This window comes from Vibrio sp. 2092, assembly GCF_033339635.1.
Lineage (GTDB): Bacteria > Pseudomonadota > Gammaproteobacteria > Enterobacterales > Vibrionaceae > Vibrio > Vibrio alginolyticus.
Map to the genome: position 1 here is coordinate 317,040 of NZ_JAWOUY010000005.1, position 25,681 is coordinate 342,720.

The 25,681-nt window shown below is 43.7% G+C and carries 14 protein-coding genes; 9 read left to right on the top strand and 5 right to left on the bottom strand.

Annotated features, from left to right (window positions below; all coding sequences use genetic code 11):
* The 5 genes from R7P80_RS11820 to R7P80_RS11840 form a co-directional block, all read right to left on the bottom strand.
* On the bottom strand, positions 1–1,338 hold a 1,338-nt coding region (locus R7P80_RS11820; RefSeq protein ID WP_225491636.1), incomplete at its 3' end, for a VWA domain-containing protein.
* Positions 1,331–2,335: a vWA domain-containing protein gene (locus tag R7P80_RS11825; protein ID WP_213972114.1), complete on the bottom strand. Its 1,005-nt coding sequence runs from the start codon at positions 2,333–2,335 to the stop codon at positions 1,331–1,333. The genes R7P80_RS11825 and R7P80_RS11820, both read right to left, overlap by 8 nt.
* Positions 2,328–2,804 carry a DUF4381 domain-containing protein gene (locus tag R7P80_RS11830; RefSeq protein WP_225491647.1) on the bottom strand — a complete coding sequence of 159 codons (477 nt, stop codon included), beginning with the start codon at positions 2,802–2,804 and terminating at the stop codon, positions 2,328–2,330. The genes R7P80_RS11825 and R7P80_RS11830 overlap by 8 nt, the downstream gene beginning before the upstream one ends.
* Positions 2,805–2,838: 34 nt before the next feature.
* On the bottom strand, positions 2,839–3,765 hold the full coding sequence (locus tag R7P80_RS11835; RefSeq protein WP_213964084.1) for a DUF58 domain-containing protein: 927 nt from the start codon (positions 3,763–3,765) through the stop codon (positions 2,839–2,841).
* 13 nt (positions 3,766–3,778) lie between these two features.
* Complete coding sequence (locus R7P80_RS11840) at positions 3,779–4,735, bottom strand: AAA family ATPase (protein WP_025768547.1); 957 nt, start codon at positions 4,733–4,735, stop codon at positions 3,779–3,781.
* 310 nt (positions 4,736–5,045) lie between these two features.
* Between R7P80_RS11840 and R7P80_RS11845 the strand changes: the two genes are divergently transcribed.
* From R7P80_RS11845 to R7P80_RS11880, 9 genes are all read left to right on the top strand, one after another.
* A complete protein-coding gene (locus tag R7P80_RS11845) occupies positions 5,046–6,962 on the top strand; it encodes a methyl-accepting chemotaxis protein (RefSeq protein ID WP_017821859.1) in 1,917 nt (638 codons plus the stop codon).
* Positions 6,963–7,018: 56 nt separating this feature from the next.
* A complete protein-coding gene (locus R7P80_RS11850; protein WP_005375165.1) occupies positions 7,019–7,219 on the top strand; it encodes a restriction endonuclease subunit S in 201 nt (66 codons plus the stop codon).
* A 246-nt stretch (positions 7,220–7,465) separates the two neighbouring features.
* Positions 7,466–8,134, top strand: a complete 669-nt coding sequence (locus R7P80_RS11855) for a LuxR C-terminal-related transcriptional regulator (RefSeq protein WP_213870585.1) — start codon at positions 7,466–7,468, stop codon at positions 8,132–8,134.
* Positions 8,135–8,386: 252 nt separating this feature from the next.
* Positions 8,387–9,019, top strand: coding sequence for a LuxR C-terminal-related transcriptional regulator (locus R7P80_RS11860; protein ID WP_225491637.1), 633 nt, complete (start codon positions 8,387–8,389; stop codon positions 9,017–9,019).
* Positions 9,020–9,225: 206 nt separating this feature from the next.
* Positions 9,226–9,816 (top strand): calcium-binding protein, encoded by a 591-nt coding sequence (locus R7P80_RS11865; RefSeq protein ID WP_170897559.1) that lies wholly within the window; start codon positions 9,226–9,228, stop codon positions 9,814–9,816.
* Between the two features lie 152 nt (positions 9,817–9,968).
* Positions 9,969–11,687, top strand: coding sequence for a type I secretion system permease/ATPase (locus R7P80_RS11870; RefSeq protein WP_213972047.1), 1,719 nt, complete (start codon positions 9,969–9,971; stop codon positions 11,685–11,687).
* The gene (locus R7P80_RS11875; protein WP_005383906.1) at positions 11,662–13,002 is read left to right on the top strand and encodes an HlyD family type I secretion periplasmic adaptor subunit; all 1,341 of its coding nucleotides are present in this window, start codon (positions 11,662–11,664) and stop codon (positions 13,000–13,002) included. The genes R7P80_RS11870 and R7P80_RS11875 overlap by 26 nt, the downstream gene beginning before the upstream one ends.
* 1,365 nt (positions 13,003–14,367) lie before the next feature.
* Positions 14,368–15,870: a hypothetical protein gene (locus R7P80_RS29415; RefSeq protein WP_406707480.1), complete on the top strand. Its 1,503-nt coding sequence runs from the start codon at positions 14,368–14,370 to the stop codon at positions 15,868–15,870.
* On the top strand, positions 15,800–25,651 hold the full coding sequence (locus tag R7P80_RS11880; protein WP_406707481.1) for a hypothetical protein: 9,852 nt from the start codon (positions 15,800–15,802) through the stop codon (positions 25,649–25,651). The genes R7P80_RS29415 and R7P80_RS11880 overlap by 71 nt, the downstream gene beginning before the upstream one ends.
* Positions 25,652–25,681 lie beyond the last annotated feature (30 nt).

Here is a 25,681-nt window from a genome sequence, read left to right on the forward strand (position 1 = left end):
CTGTTTTAGCTTTTCTTCTACAACCGATAGGTTTTTCTTCGCGGCTTCAAAGTTAGGCTTTTCCTCTAGCAGCTTTTTATACAAATCAGCCGCATCTTCTAATTGACCATTTTGAGCGAGCGAGTTGGCGAGGTTATAGCGGCCGTTAAGGGAGGCATCATGAGAAAATGCTTTGATAGCGGCTTCGTAGTCACCTTTTTGATAACTGGCGGCTCCTTTCCAGCTTGGGTTTGTAAATAGGTTTTGCGCCTGTTCATACTCACCTTGCTTGTAAAGTTCCGCTCCTTGTTGGTCGGCATTTAAGAACGGATTAGCTTCTGCATGCGGTGTCCACGTTACTGGGACTACAGTCGCAACTACCATCCAAATCAGGCCGCGTCGAAACAGTAAAGCCGCAGGAAGAAGTAACAACGGCAGTAACCAAAAGCCACTGTTGAGACGAGAATCAGTTTTAACTTCTTCGCTTTGGGTCGCAGAAAGCTGGCTACCAATGTTATTGGTAAAGACCGCGATGTTTTCAACATCACGGTTGGTGTGTTGAATAGGAACAAATAGACCGCCAGTTTTATTCGCTAGCGTCTGTAGATTTTTCAGGTTTGTTTTCGCTACGACGGTTGTGCCTTGTGCAGTTTTTAGCAGAGAGCCATCGGGCAGCGCGATAGGCGCACCGTTAGGAGTCCCGACGGCAAGAACAGAAATGCGAAACTTTGTACCTTGGACTAAATCTAACGCGCGAGACAGCTCTGACGTACCAAGATCATCCGCTAACACGATGATATCGCCTTGTTGCGTGCCAGCTTGAGAAAACTGGTTGATCGCAAGTTCAATCGCGGCAGGCAGGTTTGCTCCTTGAAAAGGCATCAGCTCTGGTGACAAATTTTCGATAATGCCCGCAAGCGTGCTGGAATCAGTTGTCAGTGGACTTAAGTTATAGGCATCGCCAGCGTAAGCAATAAGTCCAGTGGCTCCCTCTTTCCATTTAGGCAGCAAATCGAGCGCCTTATAACGTGTTTGTGCTAACCGATTGGGTTTGATGTCTGTAGCAAACATAGAGCGAGACATATCAAGCACCAAGATTCGGTTTTGGTTTAACTCAAAGCTTGGTCGAGCATTGGACTGCCAGCTTGGCCCCGCTAATGAAATGCAAGTTATTGCCCAAGCTAAACCCCATAGAGTGAAGTAATGCTTAGACTGCGTGTTTTGTCCGAGCATCCGCGCTAGATGAGGGGCAATCAGTGTGGATTTTTGGGCTCTAAATTTGTGATTAAGCAAGAGTGCGATAGGGATCACGATGAGCCCCAAAAGCCAATAAGGATTGAGGAAAATAAACTCAGCCATGTTTTCTCCTTAACAGGAATAACAATACCGATAATACAAATGCAGCGCTTAATGGATATGGAAACCATTCAGACTGTGGGCGCCAAGTTTGTGTGTCGCTAGATACGGGTTCTAGCTGGTTGATGGTGTCATAAATATTTTCGAGCTCTTCTGTATCTCGCGCTCGAAAATATTGTCCACCTGTCACCTCTGCCACTTTAGTCAGTGTTTGTTCATCTAAATCGGCTGCGGTGTTGACTTTGCGAGTCATGAAAAACTCCTTCACCATCATTTCACCAGCGCCCACGCCCACGGTGTAAATAGTGGCGTTGTATTTTTTCGCAATTTCCGCTGCTTCTAGCGGCTCGAGAACCCCTGCAGTATTGCTGCCGTCACTAAGCAAAATCATGACTCGTTGCGGAGCATCACTGTCTACAAAGGTTTTTGTGCCTAAACCAATACCATCACCAATGGCGGTTCGTTGACCAACCAAGCCGATGACGGTTTGATTAATCTGCTGCATGACGGTTTTGCGGTCTGCAGTGAGTGGTGTTTGCAAATAAGCATGGTCGCCAAACAAAACAACTCCGAGACGGTCACCTTTTCTCTTTGCTACGAAATCAGACAGAACTTTTTTGACTGCTGTGAGGCGATCGATATATTCGCCGTTGAGTTCCATGTCTTCCTGCTGCATCGAACCGGACAGATCGACGACTAACATCAAGTCCCGATACTTGGGTTGGAATTCAACGGGATCGCCAAACCAAACTGGACGCGCACAAGCGACGACAAGAAGGCCCCAGATCGCGATTGAAAGTGCTTTTTGCAGCGCTTGCTTAGGCTTGCTGCGATTCTCATTGGTTGGTAAGTACGCCAATTTGATCTCGGCTTGTTGAGATTCTTGTGGCAGGAACTTGTATACCAGCCATGGGATGGGCAACAAAAACAGTGCCCACCACCAGACAAATTCAATGTTTAGCCATTGGGCAAGATCGGTTATGAGTGTTTGCTCAGTCACGGTTATTTGCCTTTTTCTTTGGTGGCAAAGCGTAGGTTATCCAAAAGACACAATCGTCTACCAAGCTTTGATGCTGCCCTTGGGAAGAATTCTGATACAACGCTTCTTGCCACTGATGTTGTTTGTCTACGAATCGACTTTCTTTGGTATGGCTATCGAGAAATTCATACCAAGCGATTCCGGTTAATGGTGCGATCTCTTCACGCGGAAAGTAACTCAATGCTGCCTGGCGCAATATTTCCAGAGCAGAAGAGGGGGTATGAGGCGCGGTAGGTTGAGTTAAAAGTGTTAATGCTGTCTTTTTTGCGCGTAAGTGTTTTTTACGCCATCTCACATAAAGACAAATGCCGAAAACGAAGAGCAAGGTGGCTGCAAGCACCACCCACCATCCCCAAGCGAGCGGAAACCAATCCGGTGCGTTTGGCAAAATCAAAGGTTCAAGGTTTAGGCTTTGGTTGTTTGTCATTATTATTACTGCTTAATAAATACTGCTTGTCAGTTTGTTAGCTTAATTGTGAAATTAAGGGCCAGCCACTTGATAGCGTGTTAAATGGAATTGCTATTGAATGGCATTGCTGCTTAATGGTTTCTTGATGTTGGGTAAAGTGGCTTTCGAGTTCTCTTCGTTGTCCTTTAGAGCCAAAGTTAAACCATTGACTATGCTGCCCATCCGAAGCTTTCACTTGACCTCTAAAGTCTGTTTCGCCTCTTTCTAACGGATCATAAAACTGAACGGCCCTTACGCTATTGTGTTGTTTGAGTCGACGTAGTTGTGCCAGTTCCGTTGGTGTTACGTGGGCAAAATCACTGAGCATAATCAATTCGCTGCCTTTTGGGGTGAGCGTATGAAGTGTCTCCAATACTTGTGCATACGGCAGTGTACGAGTGTCGTTGCTTGCAGTACGAGTTACTTGCGCATTATGTATATCGACTATGGCGTTAAGAATCCGCAGCCCTTGTCTTTGTAAAGAAGAGGGGCGAAATTCAAGACATTGATGTCCGTCATCAATCACTGCGCCGATGCGATCTTTTTTAGCTAGAGTTAGCCAAATTAGAACACTGGCAAAGTGGGCCAATTGAACGGATTTGAGTACATACTTAGATCCAAAATGTAGACTAGAACTTAGATCAAGATAAAGAATGACCGCTTGCTCTTTATCTTCTGCAAACAACTTCGTATGTGCTTTACCGGTCCTAGCGGTGACTCGCCAATCAATGCTGCGAATATCGTCGCCAGGTTGATATTGGCGCACCTCCATAAAATCCATACCTCGCCCTTTTTGGCGACTGGTATGGTTACCACTCATCTGCGACCAGAGACTCTGTGCTGGTGGTAACCAACGTACAGATTGAGTGCGATATTGGAGCAGCTCTTCAAGGGTTAATGTCACCCCATTCGCATGAGGTGGTAATGAATGTGTAGCGGACATATCACTCACCTGTTTATGCACTGCCAACAAGGTTTAGCAGTTTATCGATGACCTGGTTTGCCGTAATGCCTTCCGCTTGAGCGTGGTAACTCAATAATAAACGGTGGCGCAGTACCGGATAAGCCATGGTTTGAACATCTTCCGGAGAGACAAAATCACGACCAGCAAGCCAAGCGTGCGCACGTGCACAGCGATCAAGAGCGATGGTGGCACGCGGACTCACACCCATTGACAACCACTTGTCCAACTCAGTGTCATATTCGTTGGCTTGACGTGTCGCCATAACTAAACGGACGATGTACTGCTCTATCGTTTCTGCCATATGAATATCCAACACTTCTTTACGTGCAGTGAATATATCTTGTTGGCTTAACATTGGGCGTTCAACCTTTGCTTCGCCTTTTGCTTCTCCGCGGTTAATACGCAAGATAGATAGCTCATGCTCCGCATCTGGGTATTCCACTTCTAAATGCAATAAAAAGCGGTCTAGCTGCGCTTCAGGAAGGGGGTAGGTCCCTTCTTGCTCTATCGGGTTTTGAGTTGCCATAACCAAAAACAACTCTGGCAGCGGGTAGGTATGACGACCTGCTGTGACTTGTTTCTCTGCCATTGCTTCAAGCATTGCCGCTTGTACTTTGGCTGGCGCACGGTTTATCTCATCCGCAAGAATAAGCGAGTTGAAGATAGGACCTGATTGGAAAGTGAATTCTCCGGTTTCGGGACGGAAGATATCGGTGCCGGTTAAATCGGCTGGCAGCAAATCAGGGGTGAACTGAATGCGGTGGAAGTCGCCTTCAACACAGTCTGAGAGTGATTTTACTGCACGGGTTTTTGCTAACCCAGGAGGGCCTTCAACTAAAATATGCCCATCCGCAAGAAGCGCAACAAGCAGTTGCTTTACCAGATCTTGCTGTCCGATGATCTGCGACTCTAAGTATTGCTGAAGAGTTTCGAAGTTAGATTTATGCATGCTTTGGACTCTCGGTATCCATGTGATTTTCGTGTTGAGTATTGGTCATTTTCCATGTGAAAAAAGTTCCAACGCTCTATTGCAATTTATCTTTTCAATATTGGGACGCTACAGAGAATTGCAAGTACGTGCTATCTCTGAAAGTGCTTATTTGACAGTGTGTTACATTTATTTTTCATAATATAATGAGAAATGCCTCTAGTTTTGTACATATGAGCCGATAAAGATTCCGTGGTGTGCGTGTCATGAGATATGCACCTGATTCCCCTTGTGGGGCCAATAACAAGTGATTCTTTTAAAAGGTCCGAATATGTTGAAACTTCATTCCTTGAGCATCAAACAGAAGGTTGTACTTGGCATTACGTTTGCTGTTCTAGCATCAACAATCATTGTTGGTGTTATGGCTCAGCGTCATGCGAGAGATGTATTGAGCCATCGTCTTATTGACATCGAGCTACCTGCGATGTTGCAGCAAATCAATACCGAAATTGACCGCGAAGTTGTCGAAATGCAACAAGCGGCAAAACAGTTGGCTACAAACGAATTTATTGTTGAAGCCCTATCTAATACAGACCGTGATCCGTCAGTAGAAGTTCAGTTGGTTCAGCAGCTCAATAACGTTAAATCACAGTATGGTCTTAATGATGCGTCGGTAGCGAATCGTCAAACGGCATATTACTGGAATCAAAACGGATTCTTACGTCAACTTAACCGAACGCAAGATGCTTGGTTCTTTGGATTTACGTCGTCTGGTCAAGAAACGTCCGTGAGTGTGTTCCAAGAGGCAAATGGCGAAGTGAAAATGTTTGCCAATTTCCAAGATCTTAATGGTACATCAATGTCAGGTCTCTCTAAATCTATGGGAGACATGGTTGCTTTGCTCAATGGGTTTAAAATTGAAGATACGGGTTACGTGTTCCTCACTAATGAACAAGGCCAGATTCAAATACACCGCCAACAAGGTAAGAACCAAACTTCTATCACTAAACTATTTGGTAGTGACGCAAGTGCGCTGTTGAACAAAAATAGCTTCAACCTAATTAATGTGGAGTTTGAAGGGCAGGATACTTTTGTTTCTAGTTTGTATGTTCCTTCAATGAACTGGTTTGTTATTGGCGTGGTTCCCGTTGATGAAGTATTCGCAGACCTGAATGCGACAGCTAAAAAAATGCTGTTTACGACCATCATTGTTGCCGTTGTATTCATCCTCATGGGCGTATGGTTAGCAAACAGCATTACGAAACCAATCCGACTGATTGCCGATCGTTTTACCGACCTTGGGCAAGGTGAAGGCGATTTGGCGCAGCGTATTGAAATTAAGGGTAATGATGAAATTGCTCAGCTTTCAAAAGGCTTTAATGGATTTATTGAGAAGATTCATGCCACGATGAAAGAGGTTGCTCTAACCAGTGGCTCATTAAGTCAAGCGGCAGAAAGTGTGTCAACGAAAGCAACATCCACACACGACAACAGCCAAGAGCAGCGTGATCAAACCATTCAAGTAGTTGCAGCTATCAACCAAATGGGTGCGACCATCAGTGAAATTGCATCGAACGCGGCTACCGCTGCTGATACGGCAAATCAGGCTTCAGATAACACTCAAACTGGTCGAGAAGTTGTGATGAAAGCAAAAGAGGTGATCAGCCGCCTAGCCGATGATGTTGAAACAACCAATATTGTTGTTACGCAGTTGGCATCGACAACCAAAGATATTGGCTCGATTCTGGGTGTAATTCGTGACATCTCTGAGCAAACGAATTTACTTGCGCTAAACGCTGCAATTGAGGCTGCTCGTGCTGGTGAGCAGGGACGTGGTTTTGCGGTTGTTGCTGATGAGGTAAGAAACCTAGCTTCACGCACGGCTGATTCTACAGAAGAGATTCAGCGCATGATCAATCAGCTTCAAAGTGACGCACAAGACGCGGTAAGTGCTATGGAAGCGGGCAAAGCGGTCACCATTGAAGGGGTTACTTCTACCGATGAAGCAGTCGAGGTATTAATCAGTATTTCTGAACGAATCACCGACATCTCTGATCGTAATACACAAGTTGCAACGGCGACGGAAGAGCAATCCACGGTGGTGCATACCATTAATCAAAATATCGAAGAAATCAACGCGATAAATGAAATGACAACCGCGACAGCAGAAGAGTTGGCGGATGCAAGTCGCGATCTTCAAGCGCTCTCTTCTCGTTTAGACAAGATGGTTGGTAGCTTCAAGTTATAGAGTTGGATAGAATAGGCGAAGTTTAAAAGTTCAATCATTAATTTTAGGTAAGTACTATGAATGACTTCGAAAAAGAACTAGAGCAAATTTCTCAAGAAACCGCTCAGGAGCCAGAAGTAAAACTGCCGTCGCTAGAAGAGCAAAAAGCGATCGTCGCTGAGCTGAAAAAGCTGGAAGCGGAAGGTAAGCTGACGCCAGAAGTGTTAGAACAACACTTTGGTAAGTTTAACCAAAAAAACGCAGTTCCAATCCACTAAGTTAGGTGGTGTTTTACCTCTAACGTGCGTGATTAAATCACCTGCTCAAACACAAAAAGGGAGTTTATACTCCCTTTTTTAATGTCTGAAAAATGCTAATACCTCTCACATACTTGCCACTTAAAAATTATTGACATTTCAATGAGTTATTAATTAGTACTAGTGATTTTCATACTTGACAATACTACCGCTCTATCTAAATCTATTGCGTATTTCAATAAAAACGACCAAGGGAATGCGATCAGGATGGAGCAGCAAAAAAAAAGAAACGTTATTTTAATCACGGAGGGAAGTCTACAGTCATCTCTGTTGAAAGATGTATTGGAGACCAAACTCGGTATTAGTGTTGCTCTAATCACGCCAGATAATCTGATTCACGGAGTGTTACATGAATCTCTTTCATCAGCCATTATTGTTGATTGCAGCGTGATCACGGATGAAATTTTTCGCCGTTATGCGGAGTTTAAAGCGGCCAAGCAGAAAGACACGCTTGAAATCTTAATTAATTGTGAGCAATCCATATCGACAGAAGATCTCTTTGCTTGGCGTACTTTGGCCGGTATTTTCTATACCTCTGATGATATAAAAACGTTGCAAGTTGGTATTGGTAAGGTGCTTCAAGGAGATATGTGGTTCAGTCGTAAGTTTTCTCAGCAGTACATTACTTACCTTCGTCGACATTGCAAACCTATAAATAAGAATGTTTCCGCTATTCTGACCAAACGAGAGCAACAAATAATTACCTTTCTTTCCATGGGGGCGTCCAATCAACAAATCGCTGAACAATTATTTGTCAGCGAGAATACGGTAAAAACGCATTTACATAATATTTTCAAGAAGATTGATGTGAAAAATAGAGTTCAAGCACTTATTTGGGCAAAGGAAAATATTTCAGACAACTCGTTAACGGTGTAATGCTATTGCAATATTAGGTTGCCTAATTTAGTAAACTCTTAATAATTTCTGTGACCTGAATGTGTTAAAAGTGTTTCTTTTATGAGAAACACTTTTTTTGGTTCTCTTTTTAATAACTTTAGAATTTAAAAAAGTAGCAAATAACTTTACTCTGTGAACTAGCACTTACATATCAAACTAAGTGCTGACGATTAACTACTAATTCAAGAATGTTAAGTCACTGAAAGTATGAGAAACATTATGGAATAGTATATGGAAAAGCCTGAAATCCTAATGCTCACTCAACAAAGTTTACAGAGTGAAAACTTTAAGGAAATGCTTTCTAAAAATACACAAACTAAAATAACGATCATTGATACTAAAAACCCTAGTTATCATGAACTCATTCCGGAACGCTACTTTTTGCTTGTTGATTTTTCAGTTGAGATTCCTTCCGAAACTTTAGTTTATTTGAAAGATAGTAATAAAGTGCTAGGAACCATAATGCTTAATCTAGGTTATGACTTAGACACAGAAGAACTCGCTTCTTGGCCTCATGTAAAAGGTATATTTGGTCCAGGAGATTCAATGGACAAGGTTTGTCAGGGATTAAAAGCAATAATAAAAGGGGATAATTGGCTGTCTCGAAGATTACTTGATCAGCTAGTAAATTATTATCGAGGCAGAGAAGTAAATAGCATTATCGAGCCTGCTATTGAGGTTGAGCTTACTCGGCGTGAAGTTCAGGTTTTAAAAATGTTGAAAGAAGGTGGTTCAAATATGGAAATCGCTGATTCTTTATTTATCAGCGAGCATACTATTAAATCACATCTATACAATATTTTTAGAAAGTTAGAAGTAAAGAACCGTACGCAAGCTACAAGTTGGGCTAAGAGAAACCTGTAGTACTAGTATTAACTTGCTGTAATAAAAAGAAAATACTCTATAAAGTACTAAATTTTATATTTATTATTAAAATGTCAGTCTGAAATATCATCCCATATTCAAACTTATTCCTATTCAGTTGACTATTAGACTTCTCATGTCGTGACGAATCTAGTCAGACGTGGAACAGAAGGTCTATTCAATTAATAAGCCAAGAGGGAATAAAAATGAGCGCAAGTGACAATGACACGTATTTAGGCGATGCAGGTGTAAATAACCAATTTGCTGATTTCGATGGCGGCGATGATTTGTTTATCGGTTTTGGTGGTAATGACTCGTTTGTTGGCGGTGGCGGTAATGATTATGTGATCGGCGGCGACGGTGATGATCGCCTAATTGGTGGTGCTGGAGATGATTTGTTAAAAGGTGGGATTGGTGATGATCTATTAAAAGGAGGTTTTGGAAACGATAAGCTTTTAGGTTTGTTGGGTGATAACAAGCTATTAGGAAACACTGGTGATGATATTCTTGTTGTAGGGGCTGGAGATAACATATTGGTAGGTGGGAGTGACAGTGACAAGTTTGTGTTCACGGATAAGTTTGGTGGCCATGGCGAAGCAAAGGTTATGGATTTCACCATTGGTGAAGACTCTTTGCACATCATTAGCGACTCTGTCACAGACTTTGGTGATTTAAGCTTTAGCTACGATGCAGTTGGGAATGCAGTGTTTACCGATGGGGCTGATCTAACAGTGAAACTTATTGGCGTGACTGAAACTGACATCAACACCTATGGTGCAGATCTGTTCGTAATCTAAACGACTGAAAATAACTCTGGATGGGAATTAGTTTGCGTGGCTCTGCCATGCTAAAGCGAACTAACCGGACACTCTAGAGCGATTTGAGGTTACCTTAAGCTAGGCGCTAGTATTTCTGGCGCCTACAATTTTCACGTTAAACGGAAGTAGTCGTGCAAAAAACGGTTTTCAAAGAAGTGAAACAAAAACTATGCACGCTTGCGGGCTTGCTGATCGTTTTTAGCCTTTTTATCAACTTATTGGTTCTCTCTATTCCGCTGTACATGCTTCAAGTGTACAACCGAGTGATATCCTCCTACTCAACCGATACTTTATTCTTGCTCACTGTCATCGTAATTGTCGCGCTGTTAACCATGTCCATCATCGACATTGCACGAGCACAAATGAGTAAATCTTTTGGTTATTGGATGGACACAAAACTCTCCGCTTTCATGCTCAAGCGCACGATTCAATATCAATCACATACTGGGAAGAGTTATACCTCGCAAACTCTGAGAGACATTCAGAACATCAAAAGCTTTTTGAGCAGTCAAGCACCTTATCCACTGTTGGATGCGCCCTGGACACCGCTGTTTATTTTATTTGTGTATTTATTGCACCCGATACTAGGTCACATCGCGTTACTTGGATCTATCGTATTGTTTAGCCTAGGTCTACTTAATGAGCTAATGACGCGTAAAACAATGCAAGAGAGCGAAGTCAGAGCGATTTCTCATATCAACAAAGCAGAATTAGCCACGCAAAACTCCAATTCAATTCTCGCAATGGGGATGATGAATGCATTTTTAGAGAAGTGGCAGTCGCGCGTGAGTGAAGTGAATGTGCTTGAAGAGCGAGTTGCAGGTAAGTCCATCTACATGGCTAACTTTTCTAAGTTTGTGCGTGGATCACTACAGATATTTTTACTGGGAGGTGGTGCATGGTTAGTTATCCAACATGAGATAACGGCAGGGGCGATGATCGCGAGCTCCATATTAATGAGTCGGGCATTATCGCCGATGGAGCAGGCGATAGGCACGTGGCGAAGTGCGATGTCTGCTAAAGGCGCCTATAAAAGGTTGAAAGAAATCGATGCGATCGTGCGCCAAGATGAATCGGATATGCCACTGCCTAAACCAAAAGGACACTATGAGCTTACCGGACTGGCCTATCGCCATCCTGGAGCAACCGAACCAGTGCTCTCATCGATCAACTTATCGATTCCTCCGGGTGTTGCTGTTGGGGTGATTGGCCCTTCTGGTACGGGTAAATCGACGTTTGCTCGGCTGTTATTAGGTACGGTTAAGCCATTAGCGGGTAAAGTGACTCTTGATGGAATGGAAGTCTCCGTATGGGCATCTGAAGATCGCGGCGTGCATTTTGGGTATCTCGCTCAAGAGGTGGAGTTATTTCCTGGCACAATTCGAGAGAACATCGCGCGCTTTAAAGAAGAAGACCCCGCTAAAGTCATCAAGGCGGCTCAACTAGCAGGATGTCATGAATTAATACTCAAGAAAAACAAAGGCTATGATTGCATTATTGGTGAAAATGGCCGTGGTTTATCTGGGGGGGAAAGGCAGAGAATCGCTCTTGCAAGAGCCGTTTATGGCGACCCTTCTATTGTGATTTTCGATGAAGCGAATGCCAACCTCGATGGTGAGGGAGAGGCTGCGTATCAACGTTTGATTGCCCATTTAAAAGCACAGAGTACAACGATTATCGTCATTGCCCACAATCCGAGTACGTTACGACAAATGGATAGGCTGTTGTATTTGGCTGACGGCCGAGTCAAGTTATACGGCGCTAAAGATGAAGTATTAAAACGTTTGATGGGCGAAGAAAGAACAGATATCCCAAGGGTAAGAAATGAGCAATCAACTGCCAACCGTTAATCAGAGTTCTACCGAGATCGTATATCGTTTTAGCCCCAAAGCGAGACTAAGCTTTCGAAAACCAATTTTACTCGGTGTGGTGACCTTAAGTGTTTTTCTTGGAGGTCTTGGCTACTGGGCTGCAACAGCCAAATTAGAAAGTGCAGCGATTGCTTATGGTGATTTGTCAGTTCTCACTAAGCGACAAGAAATTCAGCATTTAGAAGGCGGTATTATTGAAAAGCTATATGTACAGGAAGGGGATTTAGTCGAAAAAGGTCAGTTATTAATTCAACTTTCTAAGCGTCAAGCTATGGCTAAGTTGGACTCGTTAAGTGGTCGTTTTATCCATACTCTAGCAAAGGAAAACCGTTTAAGTGCGGAGCTTGATGAGCTTCCAACGATTGTATGGTCTGATGATCTTGAAAGCATTCCCCGTGTCGATATCGTACAAGAAGCACAACTGGTTCAAAACAAGATCTTTGAAGCGAGAAAGCGATTCTTTGATAGTAAACTGAGTATCATTGAGCAGAGTATTTCTGGAGCAAATTTAGAGCTTGAAAACCTTCAGCAAACCAAAGTGATTGAGACGGAACGGCTCAACTTTATTGCTGAAGAAATAGACAGCAACCAAGCCTTGGTGCAAAAAGGTTTCTCGGGAAAATCTACCTTACTTCAACTCAAGCGCCTAGCAGCGGAGGTGAGAAGTACCTTAAGCCAGTTAGACAGGCAATCGCTCACCGTTAGAAAAAGGTTAGATGAGAACCTAGCGCAAATTGAAGAGTTGAAGCTTGAAAGGCTGAATGAGATTGTAGAGGAACTACGAAACACCAAAACGGAAATTGTCGCAATTCGGGAAGAATATCGCTCCGCTCAAGATATTGTCGCAAGAACAACGATCAACGCACCTATTTCTGGTCGCGTAGTCAACATGCAAGTGTTTACCGAAAAAGGTGTGATTGGCTCGGGTGAAACGTTACTAGAACTGGTCCCGCAAGACGATAAGTTGTTAGTCGAGGCTCGTGTTAATCCTCAGGATATTGATTTAGTGAATCCAGGCCAGCAAGCGCATGTTCGTCTGACCGCTCTGAATGCACGGACGTTGGCACCTTTAGACGGTACAGTGCTGACGATTTCTGCCGATAAGCTCTCGCAAGAAAACCAAGAAGATTTTTATCTCGCTAGAATTGCAATTTCACCGGAAGATGTGACAAAACATCGTTTAACCTCAGGCATGAATGCCGAAGTGCTGATTTTATCTGAGCCACGAACGCCATTGAGCTACCTAATAAAGCCAATTACAGAAAGCATGAATCGCGCCTTCAGAGAGGAGTAATTTCTAAGTGCTTTTTGAAGAGTATTGTCAAAGAGTATCGAATCCAATTACATATCATCATTAAATAAACAGTTTAAAGTCTAGGTTTTTTTCTTAAAGTCGTATGTTTGTAATTTTTAGTTTTTCTGATCTAGTGAAGAATATCAATATTTTACTAGCTAATTATTTTTAGGTTAACTGTGGTAGAAATGTAATATAGTACTCTATTCATTTTCATAGTTTGTATCTTAGAGCATTTTTGAAAACTTAGTGATAATTTATTTTTATATCCATAGTTTTTTAGTATTAGTAACTTGGATGAATTATTTGATATTTTTTAAAAATAAACAATATGGAGTCTTAAGTATTTCAGATAAAGTACATTAAACCTTGCTGTAAAATAAAAATGTATTATCATATCAGTAAATTTAAAATTTTTCTTTTTTACAATCTTATTTTATTGTTGGTAATGTGTTTTATTAAATAAATACGACGTTATATCGTCATTAATTATCATATAAAATTTTATAATATTGTATAGGGAAATTTAAAATATAAATACAGGAATTATCGTTCTTACAACTCAAAAAAATCAAAAAGCTTTAAATAGATTGCGTTGTTAATTTATATAGTTCACCCGGCGTAGTCAGCGACACGTAATTACGATTAGATATTAATTATTGAAGAAATAGGCTGAGAACTTACTGTCATGTTACAGGTGTACTGTAGTTCAAAGTATTGTCGCAAGGGAGATAGAAAAGTGTGGTATGGTAAATAGCGAAGATATTGTAATTTTTCTGAAAGTTAAAAAAGGAAACGAACTTTGGGATAAAAATTTAACTTGACTTTGGTCGGTGGGATTTATCACCTGTTAGAACAACATAAAGCTCGAGTCTATACCCAATCGAAAGGTTATGTAGGTTGTGAAAGGTCACGGTAGGAATAATAGCTTAAATTACTTATCCGAATCCCATCTGAGGTTTCTATTAAAATCTTTTCGAATGATAGATTTAATGAATATATGGTGGTTTTATTCATGTGTACGATTCAAACAAATTATCATGTGCATTTTTTTACTTACCACTTTGTAGCCATACATTTATTTCTTTGTAAGACAAATCTGATAACTATTCTTTATATAACAATATATTTTATTTATTGTTACTATTTGCAATTGATTATTATATTTTAAATATAAATTACTTTGTGCCATTAGGCTGATAATAATGTTGTGTATTTATCATGAAAAACAGGGATTAATTTTGGTTTTTATTTTTATTATTTTAAATTCAACAGTGTTATTACGCTAAATATTATATTTTTATGGATTATACTTTCTTAAAAATGACTAATAAAAATTTATACAAGTTGGAAAGCATTACATCAATGTTTAAGATTAGTGTTATCTTGTTATTGATTGCTTTTTTTTACTCTGAAAATGCATTAGCTGCAGGCGAAATAGAAGTATCCTTTAATCCAACATTCGGTCTGCCCTACGAAAATGGACAGGTCATTACATACTCGATTGAAGTTCGAAATACGACGATCAGCACGATCAGTGATGTCTCCGTAACGAATGCCATTTGGGATGTGATGTCTGGTTCGAATAGGGCGTTCAGTAGTGTCAAGATCACTGATACTCATACGCTAGGTACGAATGCAGGTACTTACTCCTCTAGCAATAGCAACCTGAATGTGACCGGCGCAAACTTATTACCGCTAGGGCGTATTACTTATCAAATTGAAGCGACGGTTGCTGATGATGCTGCTGAAGATATTGTTCTTGGCAACACCGAAGTAAAAGGAACGGTTTCCGGCACAGAGACGACTTTTACTAACCCAGATACAATTACTTTCCCTCCGGCTGAATACGATTATCTTCTCGAAGAATACGTTAGCCCGACCGAATACGATGTTGGCGGCACACTGACTTATTCTTTAACGGCAACCAATAATGGTGCTTATGCGGTTAAAGGATTAGATATTGAGCAAGAGTTTGCGTCTTTAACAGGACAAAAGTTAGATGGCACAACAGGGAATGCATTTAGCAGCGTGACCATTAGTGCCGTGGCTTCATCGGGGAGCGATGCGGGTACCTTTGCAACAACAGGAGATTTGTCAGTCACCGATGCGGAGATCTCTGTTGGTGGTTACATTACTTACACCATCAAAGCGACGGTTGCTGCGGACTTAGTTTCCGATATTGATACCCAAGCAAGCTCCACGACTCGTGCTGGTACGGTCGACGGCAACCCGCTATCAACGCCTCCATCTGAGCCTGAAATTGCACTGGAACACACGCTCAATTCAACATCGCCATACCTGATTAACGGTGAGGTGGATTTTGAGTTGAAGGTGAGTAACAACGGTGGTGCGATTGCTCATAATTATCATGTAAAACAAAATATTAGCGACCTAATTAGCCGCAATGGTTTAGCTAACAATTTATCCCCTTCTTACAACAACACCGATGTGGATGGTAACCCCTTCACGACCTGGGATATCACGGTTTCAAGCATTGGCAGTAACTCACTTTCTGACTACCAAGGCAGCGCACAAACGGATGTCGATTTTGACGATACCGTTTCTATCTATCCGGGCGAGTCGATCACCTACCAAATTAAAGCAACCCTTACCCCAATCACGATTGGTACCTTGCAAGGCTTTACTGCTTCTGTAACGGATGACTCAGGCTCGTTGGTCAAAAGCTCCAGTATTTCGGATACGGTTGATGCTGAAAAAGTGTTGAGCGTGACGGATTCTGATATCTCTATTTCGAAGACCACTTCTGCATCCGAATATGTACCAGGTGGTGAAATTGAGTACGAAATTACCGTTACAAATGGCTCATCAAAAATGTTTTGCCAACAACCTGTTAGTCCAAGATAACCTAACTTGTGTTAAGACTGAGCAAGCGGGTGGCGCAGGGGATGGCCAAGCTTTTGAACAGTGGAAAGTTGAGGTTATTTCGGGTGAGGACTCGATTGGCTCGGACCCAGGCACCTTTAGCTACGGCACTTGGACGTCGAATCCACTTTCGCTAACCCCAGATATCGCTCCAGGTAAAACCATCAAGTACAAGCTGACTGCGAAAACCAATGATACCAGCACTGGTCTTATTCTTGATGACGATCCAAGTTGTTCTAACGATAACGTCACTGAAGAAGGCTCGGGTGTTCAAACACCAGATGACAACTTGCGCGCAAGTAAAGATGTAGATAGTCGCTTTTACTCTTCAGGCCAGACTCTTACTTACACCATTACCGTGACGAACGATGGTGATGGTTTTGCAAACCAAGTTCAGGTGCTAGATGACCTGAACTCAGTGAAAACGACCGATATCAACGGCAAAGAAATCAATGCTTATTCGGATTGGACGATCACCGCTGAAGCGTTTAAAGACGACGGTACACCAGCAACTGCTTCAAACACGGGGATGACCGGAGAAGTTAAACACCCTGATAATTTAAATGTCATCGCAACGCTTCAACCTCATTCCTATATCGAATACACCATCGTTGCTGACACTAACCCAATTGCAAATGGTCATATCTCAAACGAAGTCACAGTGGATGGCTCTGTTTATGCAGACCGAGGTTCTGATCCTCGTGATTTTGCGATTGAGCTAAACAAACGCGTTAAGACCAATACTGACTCAGGTTTTCATGGTGAGCAGACGGCTTATTCTAAGCTGGATACTGAGGTCACTTACCAAATCAGCCTGAAGAACGATAAAGAAAACGGTTATGCGACAAATGTGGCGGTAAAAGACGCCTTATCTTCGATCACCGCGAAGATATTGGAACCAGACACGACGTCAAAACAAGTCTTCAAGTCGTGGACGATCAGTGCGGAGATCATCTCGGATGACCCTCAACTTGATGGCAACCCTGCTTATACAGATGTCGGTACTTTTAGCGATAACACAGATCTAGACACCACAGCGCAGATCCCGCCAAATGTTGAAGTGCTTTACACCATCGTGGCACAAATCGATCGCTCAAATGAAAACGAGATCATTTACTCTCGATTTGATAACACGGCAGAAATTAAAACGCCTGATTCAAGCATTCAAAACTCAGCTTCGGACACGGTAGTGGTTTACCCTCATGATCCGAAAGTTATTGTTGCTAAAACAACGCCAAACGATGATTTCAAGCCCGGCGATAAAGTGACGTTTAAAGTCACAATCGTCAATACTGGTCCAGGCTATGCCAACGAAGTGCATGTTACGGATGATATCCTCGGCCTAAATGCGTTCTCAGATTGGACAATTACAGCGTCGACAGACTCCAATAATTCACCATTTAAAACAGGCAGTTATGAAGGTGAAAAGTCAGGTTTTCCTAGCAACGGAAACATCAATAGTTACATCGATATAGATCCTAAGGTCAATGGTTCAGAAGGTTATGTCACCTATACCATTAACGCTACAGTTAAAAATGACTACGTAGAAGATGAGATTTCTAATACCGCAGAGATCTATGATCCATCGACGAACTTAAACCAATCTTCTTCTGCTGAAATCGGTGGAACATCGGGGGATTCTCTTAACGTTTCTATTCTGAAAACGGCGGACAAAGTTCGTTTCATTCCTGGCGAGGACGTCACTTATGAAATTCGTGTTTTTAACAATGGCGCTAATGAAGAAAGTGGTCTTAAGGTCGTTGATTTACTGACAGACATTCGTTCTGTATTGGCGAATGACAAAGACAATCAGTATGAAAACTACCCAGACCAATCGCCATTTGAATACTGGCAGTTTGACTATGATGACGGTGGCGGTTTTCAACCTCAAACAACCGAAGATTTTATCTACCCACCGGGTGATGCATCAAACACGATGACGCTTGTATCTAAAGGTTTACGCACTTTCCGCATTAAAGCTCGAGTTAAAGACAATGTCATTGGTTCTCAGGATTCAATGGGTAACTTAAATGACAAAATTGAGAATGACGCCTACGTCTACCGTGACTTTGGCCAAGTGACTGAAGAATCACACGTTTCTCATCACGAGATGGAGCGCGCATACAATGGTGGTGATGTAGTTAGAAAGCTACTGGTTAATGGCGTGGAATCAAAATTCTACTCTCCGGGCGATACACTTACCTATCAAGTGACGGTTTCTTCTCAAACTGGTTATGTCAATGATCACGCAGTAAGCGAAAACATTACCGGTGTGACGACTCAGTTGTTGGATGGATCTTTAGCGACGCCATTTGATAAAGGTTTCACAGTAGATGTTTCGAAGGACGATTCTAATGGTGGCGACGGTACAACCGATGGCACGTTAGATGGCACCGTTGCGGATAATCAAGACATCAACACAACGATCGATGTTGCAGGAAAAGATTCTGTTACCTTTGAAGTTGTTGGTGTGGTGCGCGAAGACGCGACTGGCACAATCACCATTGGTGGCATCACGGTCATTCCGAACAGCTACCATCTAGCATTCTCCAAGACGGTAGATCAATCAAGCTATGAACCGGGACAACCTTTGGTTTACCGCTTAACGATCGAAAACGATGGTAAGGGCAACGCATACAACATTCCTGTTATCGACCGACTGTCCAATATCATGGTCGATCTTGTCGATGGCACAAGCGGTAAAGCGTTTGACTCGGGTTGGACGGTCGTTCCAAGGATCGTCAGTGGTAGCTCCTCGGCAATTCTCGATCTGGATGGCAAGATTGCTGATAACGCAGACATCGATACTCATGCATCCATCCCTAAAGGCACAACTATTGAGTACGTTGTCACAGCTAAGGTGAACAACAACGCCGTCGGTGAGATCTTGAACTTGCTTACGGTCGATGGTGATACTGTGAGTGCGGAGACCAAAGCGTCTGCTGAGAAATACGACTTCTCTAAACATGTCACCAAAATCTACGATCAGGATGGCACTACTGAGTTAAGTGGTGGTTACACACCGGGTGGTTACATCGAGTATGAAATCTCACTGAAGAACCTGAACAACGTTCACATCAATGAGATGCCAATCAAGGATGAAATCAGCAAAATCCAGACTGATTACTTCGATGGAAGCGGTAAAGGTCGTGCGTTTGATTCATGGACCATTGTGACCAGTACCGATTCGAGTGGCATCAGTGATGCAGGCTCTGTCAGCAATAACAGCGATATCGACACTAAGTTCAACTTAGCCGCAAACGGATTCGCCATAGGTGGAACCTTTGTTACTTACACCATCAAAGCGAAGATCAGTGAGAAAGCTGTTGGCCAAATTCTCAATGTTGCGGTGGTAGACAACAGTCATAATTTACCGTCAGAACCTGTGAACATGCTGCCGGTGAAAATTGCTAAGTCGCACAAAGCGTACACCGATACATCACTAGCGACACACAAGACCACATACAACCATACGACAGACGGCGAAAAGATCGTTTACCACTTGCGCATTGAGAACAATGGTAAAGGTTTGGAGTACAACAAATCACTGAAAGAGTTGTTCTCAAACGTCAAAGTACGTGTCGCGCAGAACGCAGCGGGCGAATCTGACTCACAAACGCTACAGGCATTTGGTCAATATGGTTGGACAGTGACCGCGACTACCTCGGGTGAAGCGACCACACTCATTGATGGCTATACCGGCGGCGCAAATGCAGACATCGACATTCCTGTACTTTCAATTGCGCCGGGTGGTTGGATTGACTTTGTCATGGAGTCACAGATCCGCCAAGACGCGCTCGACCAGATTGTTGCGACTCCGAAATACAACGGCAGCAACTTCAATTCTGCGAAAGTCACGCCAGAGGGCAGTAACCTGACGGTGAGTAAAGAAATTGTCTCTATCGATGGCAAATCTTATGTATCCGGTGACACCTACAAACCTGAAGATGAGGTCATCTACAAATTTACGGTGACCAACACCGAACCCGTGTGGCGTGACCAAACCGTTATCCAAGATATCGTCTCTAACGTTCGCGTTGAGGTGATTGGCGGGACGACGAAATCTGCGTTCTCAGAGACAAACATCTCTCATGCCTTTACTTCAACAGGTACAACAGGAACACAAGACACTTACATCGAATCTTATGATGCGACTGATGATCTTGACCTGTTAGTCGATATTGCCCCAGAAGAAGTCATTGAATTTACGGTTACCGGTGAAGTTCGCCCTGATGCCCTTGGTGATATCGATGGCAACACGGGTAAAGCTGGCAATCACAGTGATACAACAGATGTGATTCCACCAGTTGCTCCTGTTCTTACTTTTAGTAAACAGGTTTTTAATACAACGTCGGATACGAACACCTGTACTTTCCCATCTAACGATGGAGTGGGGTGTCATTACAACCCGAGTGGCCAAGTTCAGTACCGAATTTCAGTGAAAAACGACGGTGAAAGCATAGCGAATGACGTATCTATCGTCGATAAATTAAACGAAATCTATACCGAGGCCGTAACACCAACATTGGCGTTTTCTGACTACAGTTCGGCAATCATTTCTGCACCAGACGCTTCGCGCTTCTCGATCTCAGGTCAGTACGAAGGCAATGTTCCTCTTGATGCAACATTTGATTTGATGCCGGGTGATGAAGTCGTTTTTGAACTGAATGGTACTGTCGCTTTTGATGCTTTGGATGACATCGTCAACGTGGCATCAATTAACGGAGTGAATAGTAATGAGGTTAGGCTAGAGCAAGGTGACTCTGACATCATTGCTCAGAAATCAACAAGTACACCTACCTACACTCCTGGTTCAACGGTTAAGTACGAAATACTAATAAGAAACGAAACAACGAGTAACCAAATCGTTGCTGTAGAGGACTTAATTGGTAGCTATACAGTAGAAACAGCAGACGGCACAGAACAACCTGCTCTGGATTCATGGACGATCAATGCAGAAATTATCAGTGATGGTAATGGTGCTACAGATATCAGTGAGTTAGACGCACTTGAAGGTACCTCAAGCCCTACAATCAGTAACAATATTGAACTAGGAGCAAAAACAGGAGATGTGTACTCCATCGTTCAAATTGAGATTGAGGGTGTGGTTCGAAATGATGCAGTTGGTAAGTTCACAAACAATGTAAGTGTCGATACAAAGACATACAACTTACGTGAAAAGTTCATATATCCAGAACCGGGTACACTTGCAGTTTCGAAAGTAACCTCAATCACCCCTGCGATTTACCATCCGGGTGATACCATCGGTTACGACATTGAGGTGAAAAATACCGGTACAGGTTATGCGACCGATGTGTTGATTTCAGACCTTTGGAAGACGATTCGAGCAGAGAAAGCTGGCGCAACATTACCTGTACGTGCGTTTGATTCTTGGTCAGCAACATCTGTGAGTGTTGATGGTACCGATCCAACGCTGACTCAACCAATCGCGGGCTCTGAGGTGACTGGCGACAATGGTTATCAGATTCGTTACAACATTCACCCAGATCACACAGTGAAACTTCATGTTGAAGGTGTTGTAAAAGCGGACCTTGTTGGTGATATCACCAACGTAGTTGAAGTGAGCGATTCAAGCGGCTCTCAAACTGCGGATGCGACTTACGTGGCGGCAACGGCTGATCTCACGGTCGATAAAACAGTTGATAAGAGCCAATACGAATCAGGTGACAAGCTGACCTATACCATCAAGATCGAAAACACCACCGCCAACTGGGCGAGTGATGTGGCGATCAAAGATCTGGTCAACGACATCACTTCAACCAGTATTACGGGCGCGACAGTAAAAGCGTTTGAATCTGGCACCATCTTCTTCAATGCATCTTCACAGACGGGTGACACCAAGTTCCCATCGTCCACTGGTGAGTTTTTAGATGGCAGCTTGGACATCGGTCCAAATGATGTGGTGACCATTACGGCGGAAGGGGAGCTTGACCCAGAAGTGGTGGGCGATGTCACCAACCAAGTTGAAGTGACCTACAACGGTTCGACTAAAACCGCAGAAGCGACCAGCACGGCGAAGATCCCAGATTTAACCTTCACCAAAGAGCCAATGGTAGAGTTTTATAGCCCTAACCAAGCGGCAGGTTACATCCTGAAAATCGTCAACGAAGGCAACAGCTACGCGAATGACATCAACCTAAAAGATGAAATTGGTGCGCTAACCGTGAACACCATTGATGGCTCGGCGAACCAAGCCTTCCTGCAATGGGCGGTTCAGTATGTTACGGGCAGTTCACTGACCACAGTCGATGCTAACTCACTCGTTGTCGACAAGGATATTGATTACAACATCGACCTCGCACCGAACGACACCATCACCCTTTACGTTATTGGTCTAGTCAATACAGAAGCGACGGGCGACATTGTTAACACCGCAACGTTGAATCACAACAGTAAAGACGTGACGGCAACGGCAACGTTGAAACCGCGTCCGGGCGATATCATTCTAGAGAAAACCACCGATGAGCGTTACTACCAGCCGGGAGAGTTCTCTACATTCCGCGTCAAAGTGACCAACAACGGTTCTGGCTTTGCGGCCGATGTAAAAGTCGAGGACATCATTTCTTCACTCGAAGTGGAAACCTCGGGTGGAGCAATGGAGCCTGCATTGAATGATTGGACCATCGTGACCACTAAAGGCGACCCACGCACCAATATCGAAACGGTACCAGGACCAAACGGTGACATTTCTACCAACCTTGATATCGCGCCTGGCGACACGGTTGAATTTGCCATCACAGGTACAGTCAACAGCAGTGCGGTGGCTAACATCGTTAACACCGCGACAGCTGAGTTCGGCGGTGCGACCACCGATGCAACAGCAACGTTAGAAACCTTACCTGAAGAAGTTTGGATTGAGAAAACAGCAGAATCACCAATTTACATTCCGGGTGAGGAAGCGGTTTTCCATGTTCGTGTTTACAACGGTACCGATGGTTTCGATAACGACATTAAATTGGATGACATTCTATCGGGTATCAAAGCGACCAACATTTACGGTGTTAATGAGCGAGCGTTTGAAAGCTGGACGATTGAAACAACCAACACTGACAGCCGCACAACGATCACGCCAATGCCTATCGATAACCAAGACATTCGTTCAGTAATCGATATCGCGCCGCATGACATTGTTGAGTTCACCATTACGGCGAAAACCAACCCATTAGCGGCGAGTGAAATTACCAACACTGCCACCGCTGATTTGAATGGCACCACACAACAATCGAGCGCGACTATTCAGCCTCAATCGCAAGGTATCTCTATCGAGAAAACCGCTGACACTGAGTTCTACATTCCGGGCAAAGAAGCGACATTCCGCGTCAAAGTGAAGAACGAAGGTACGGTGCCAGCAACAGATGTCGAGGTGAAAGATGCCATTAGTGATCTTGAAGTGGTTCGTTTAGATGGCACGACAGTCAAAGCGTTCGATTCGTGGCGTATCGAAGTTAACAAGGGCAGTTCCGATACTGACATTACCAATATTCCAAGCGTAAATACGGACATCGATTCAACGCTGACCATTGCAGCGAATGATGAAGTGGAGTTCGTCATCACTGGTTTGGTGAATCAATACGCAACGGGCGAGATTGAGAACACAGCAAGTGCGTTGTTCCGCGGTGAAACTCAAGAAGCAAGCGCGATGCTATTGGCGATGCCAGAGTCGGTCAAGCTAGAGAAGACCGTCGATGATGAGTACTACCGTCCGGGTGAAAACGTCACTTACCACGTGGTGTTAAGTAATGAATCTGGATCGTTTACCGAAGAGATAGTGCTTAAGGAGCTTATCTCAGAGTTGAAGGTAAATACGATTCATGACACCGAAGCGCCAGCGTTTACCAGTTGGAGCATGACAAGCTCATACAGTGATGACCGCACCATCGTGTTACCACAGATTCAAGGTGACAATCTGGACGTGAATAGCCGTGTGATTATTGCGCCAAACGATAAGTTGGACATTGAAATCACGGGTGTCGTCAACGCGGATGCGATGGGAGAAATCACCAACCACGCGTATGCCTACGACAAGTCAGAAAGTGATGTTCTGGCGGATGATTTCGCAACTATCAAACCACTGCCGATCATTTTGTCGGTGACCAAGGTGGCAGATAAAGCGGAATACACCAACGACGACGATGAAATTACCTTCACGATGACGGCGACCAACCGAGGCTCTGCAGATGCAGAAAGCGTCAACCTGTTGGATGAAATCGATAAGCTTATTGGTAACAACGGCAATCCATTGTTCACCACATGGAAAGCGACCATCACTGAGCTTAAGTCTGGTGTGGTGGTTTCTGTCGATTCAGATAGCAATGTCGATTCAAACCACACTATGAAGGCGTACCAAGGTAATGAATACGAAATCGTAGTGACAGGTGAGATCAACCAAGGCATTGATGACAACTTCACGAACGTCTTTACCGCGAAAGCATCGACAGGTGAAGTCGCGTCCGCCAACGTCACGATCAAGGTTAAGAAGCAAGCTTACAACGAAGGCATGCTGAAAGTGACCAAGGTAGCGAGCAAGTCAGAGGCGAGCGTCGGTGAAGTTGTTGAATACGAAGTCGTGATTACCAATGAAAACGACAACCCATTCACGGGTGTACGTTTGGTTGACCGCTATCCGGGCGGCTTTGCTTACATCCCAGACTCGACAGAGATGGTCAACAGTGGTCCTGATGGCGTATTTGATACCTCGGATGACATCCAAATCACCGTAGAGCCAACGAAGACCAATCAACTGTTCTTCGAAGTCGGCGACATGAATATTTACGGCAAGGGCGATTCGAAAACCGCTGATGCTGTTCGTATCCGTTACCTAATGCGTGTAAGCGTCGGTGCTACCTTTGGCGTTTACACCAACACAGCATGGGCCGAAGCGCCACCGGCAGAAAGCTTCTCGGCACAAAACACCACGACCAACTACGTTGTGAAGTCGAACCTCGCCAGTGCAACGGTTGAAGTCATGCCAGATAAGGTATTCGACACCGCTTCGATCATCGGCAAGGTGTTTGAAGACCACAACGGTGACGGTTTCCAAGCAGACGCAACGGCAGATGACATTTATATTGACGTAGACCTTGCCGCAGGCGATTACGTACTGGGCTCAACTTTCATTACTCAAGATGGCGTTGAAACCCAACTTAAAGATGTGAAGGTGAAACTCAAAGGCCAAGACGTTGTTATGTCGAGTGTGGACAAAGGCTATGAAGTCGATGAGCTGTTTGGTCTATCTCGTAACCGTACCCTCGAACACAGCAACAAAGTGGTGTTCCAGTTTAATACTCGAACTCGCCAAGGTTTCCCGTTCAAGGTGACAACGGATAACGGCACGCACATCGAGTTCGATAAGCAAGGTAACGCGATTACCAAGCACAAAGGAGATAAGAAAAAAGGTCTGTCGGCAGAGAACATCGACGTGGTGAGAAACCTCTACCGAGATGGGGATATGTACTTATGGGAAATCATTGTAGAGAACAAAGGACTTTACGAAGACGGTATCCCAGGCGTTCGACTGTTAACGGTCGAAGGCATCATCATCGAGACAGACCAATATGGTCGATACCACGTTCCAGATCAGTGGGTGTTGAATAAAAAAGGTAAGCAGTTCTTGGTCAAAGTCGACACAGACTCGCTACCGACAGGCATGAGGGTGGTCAGTGAGAACCCGAAAGTACGCCGAATCACACCAAACAAACTGACGAAATTTAACTTCAGTATTCAAAGCAGTGGGGATGATTAACCGTTCGCAGTACAGACGCAGGCTGGGCCA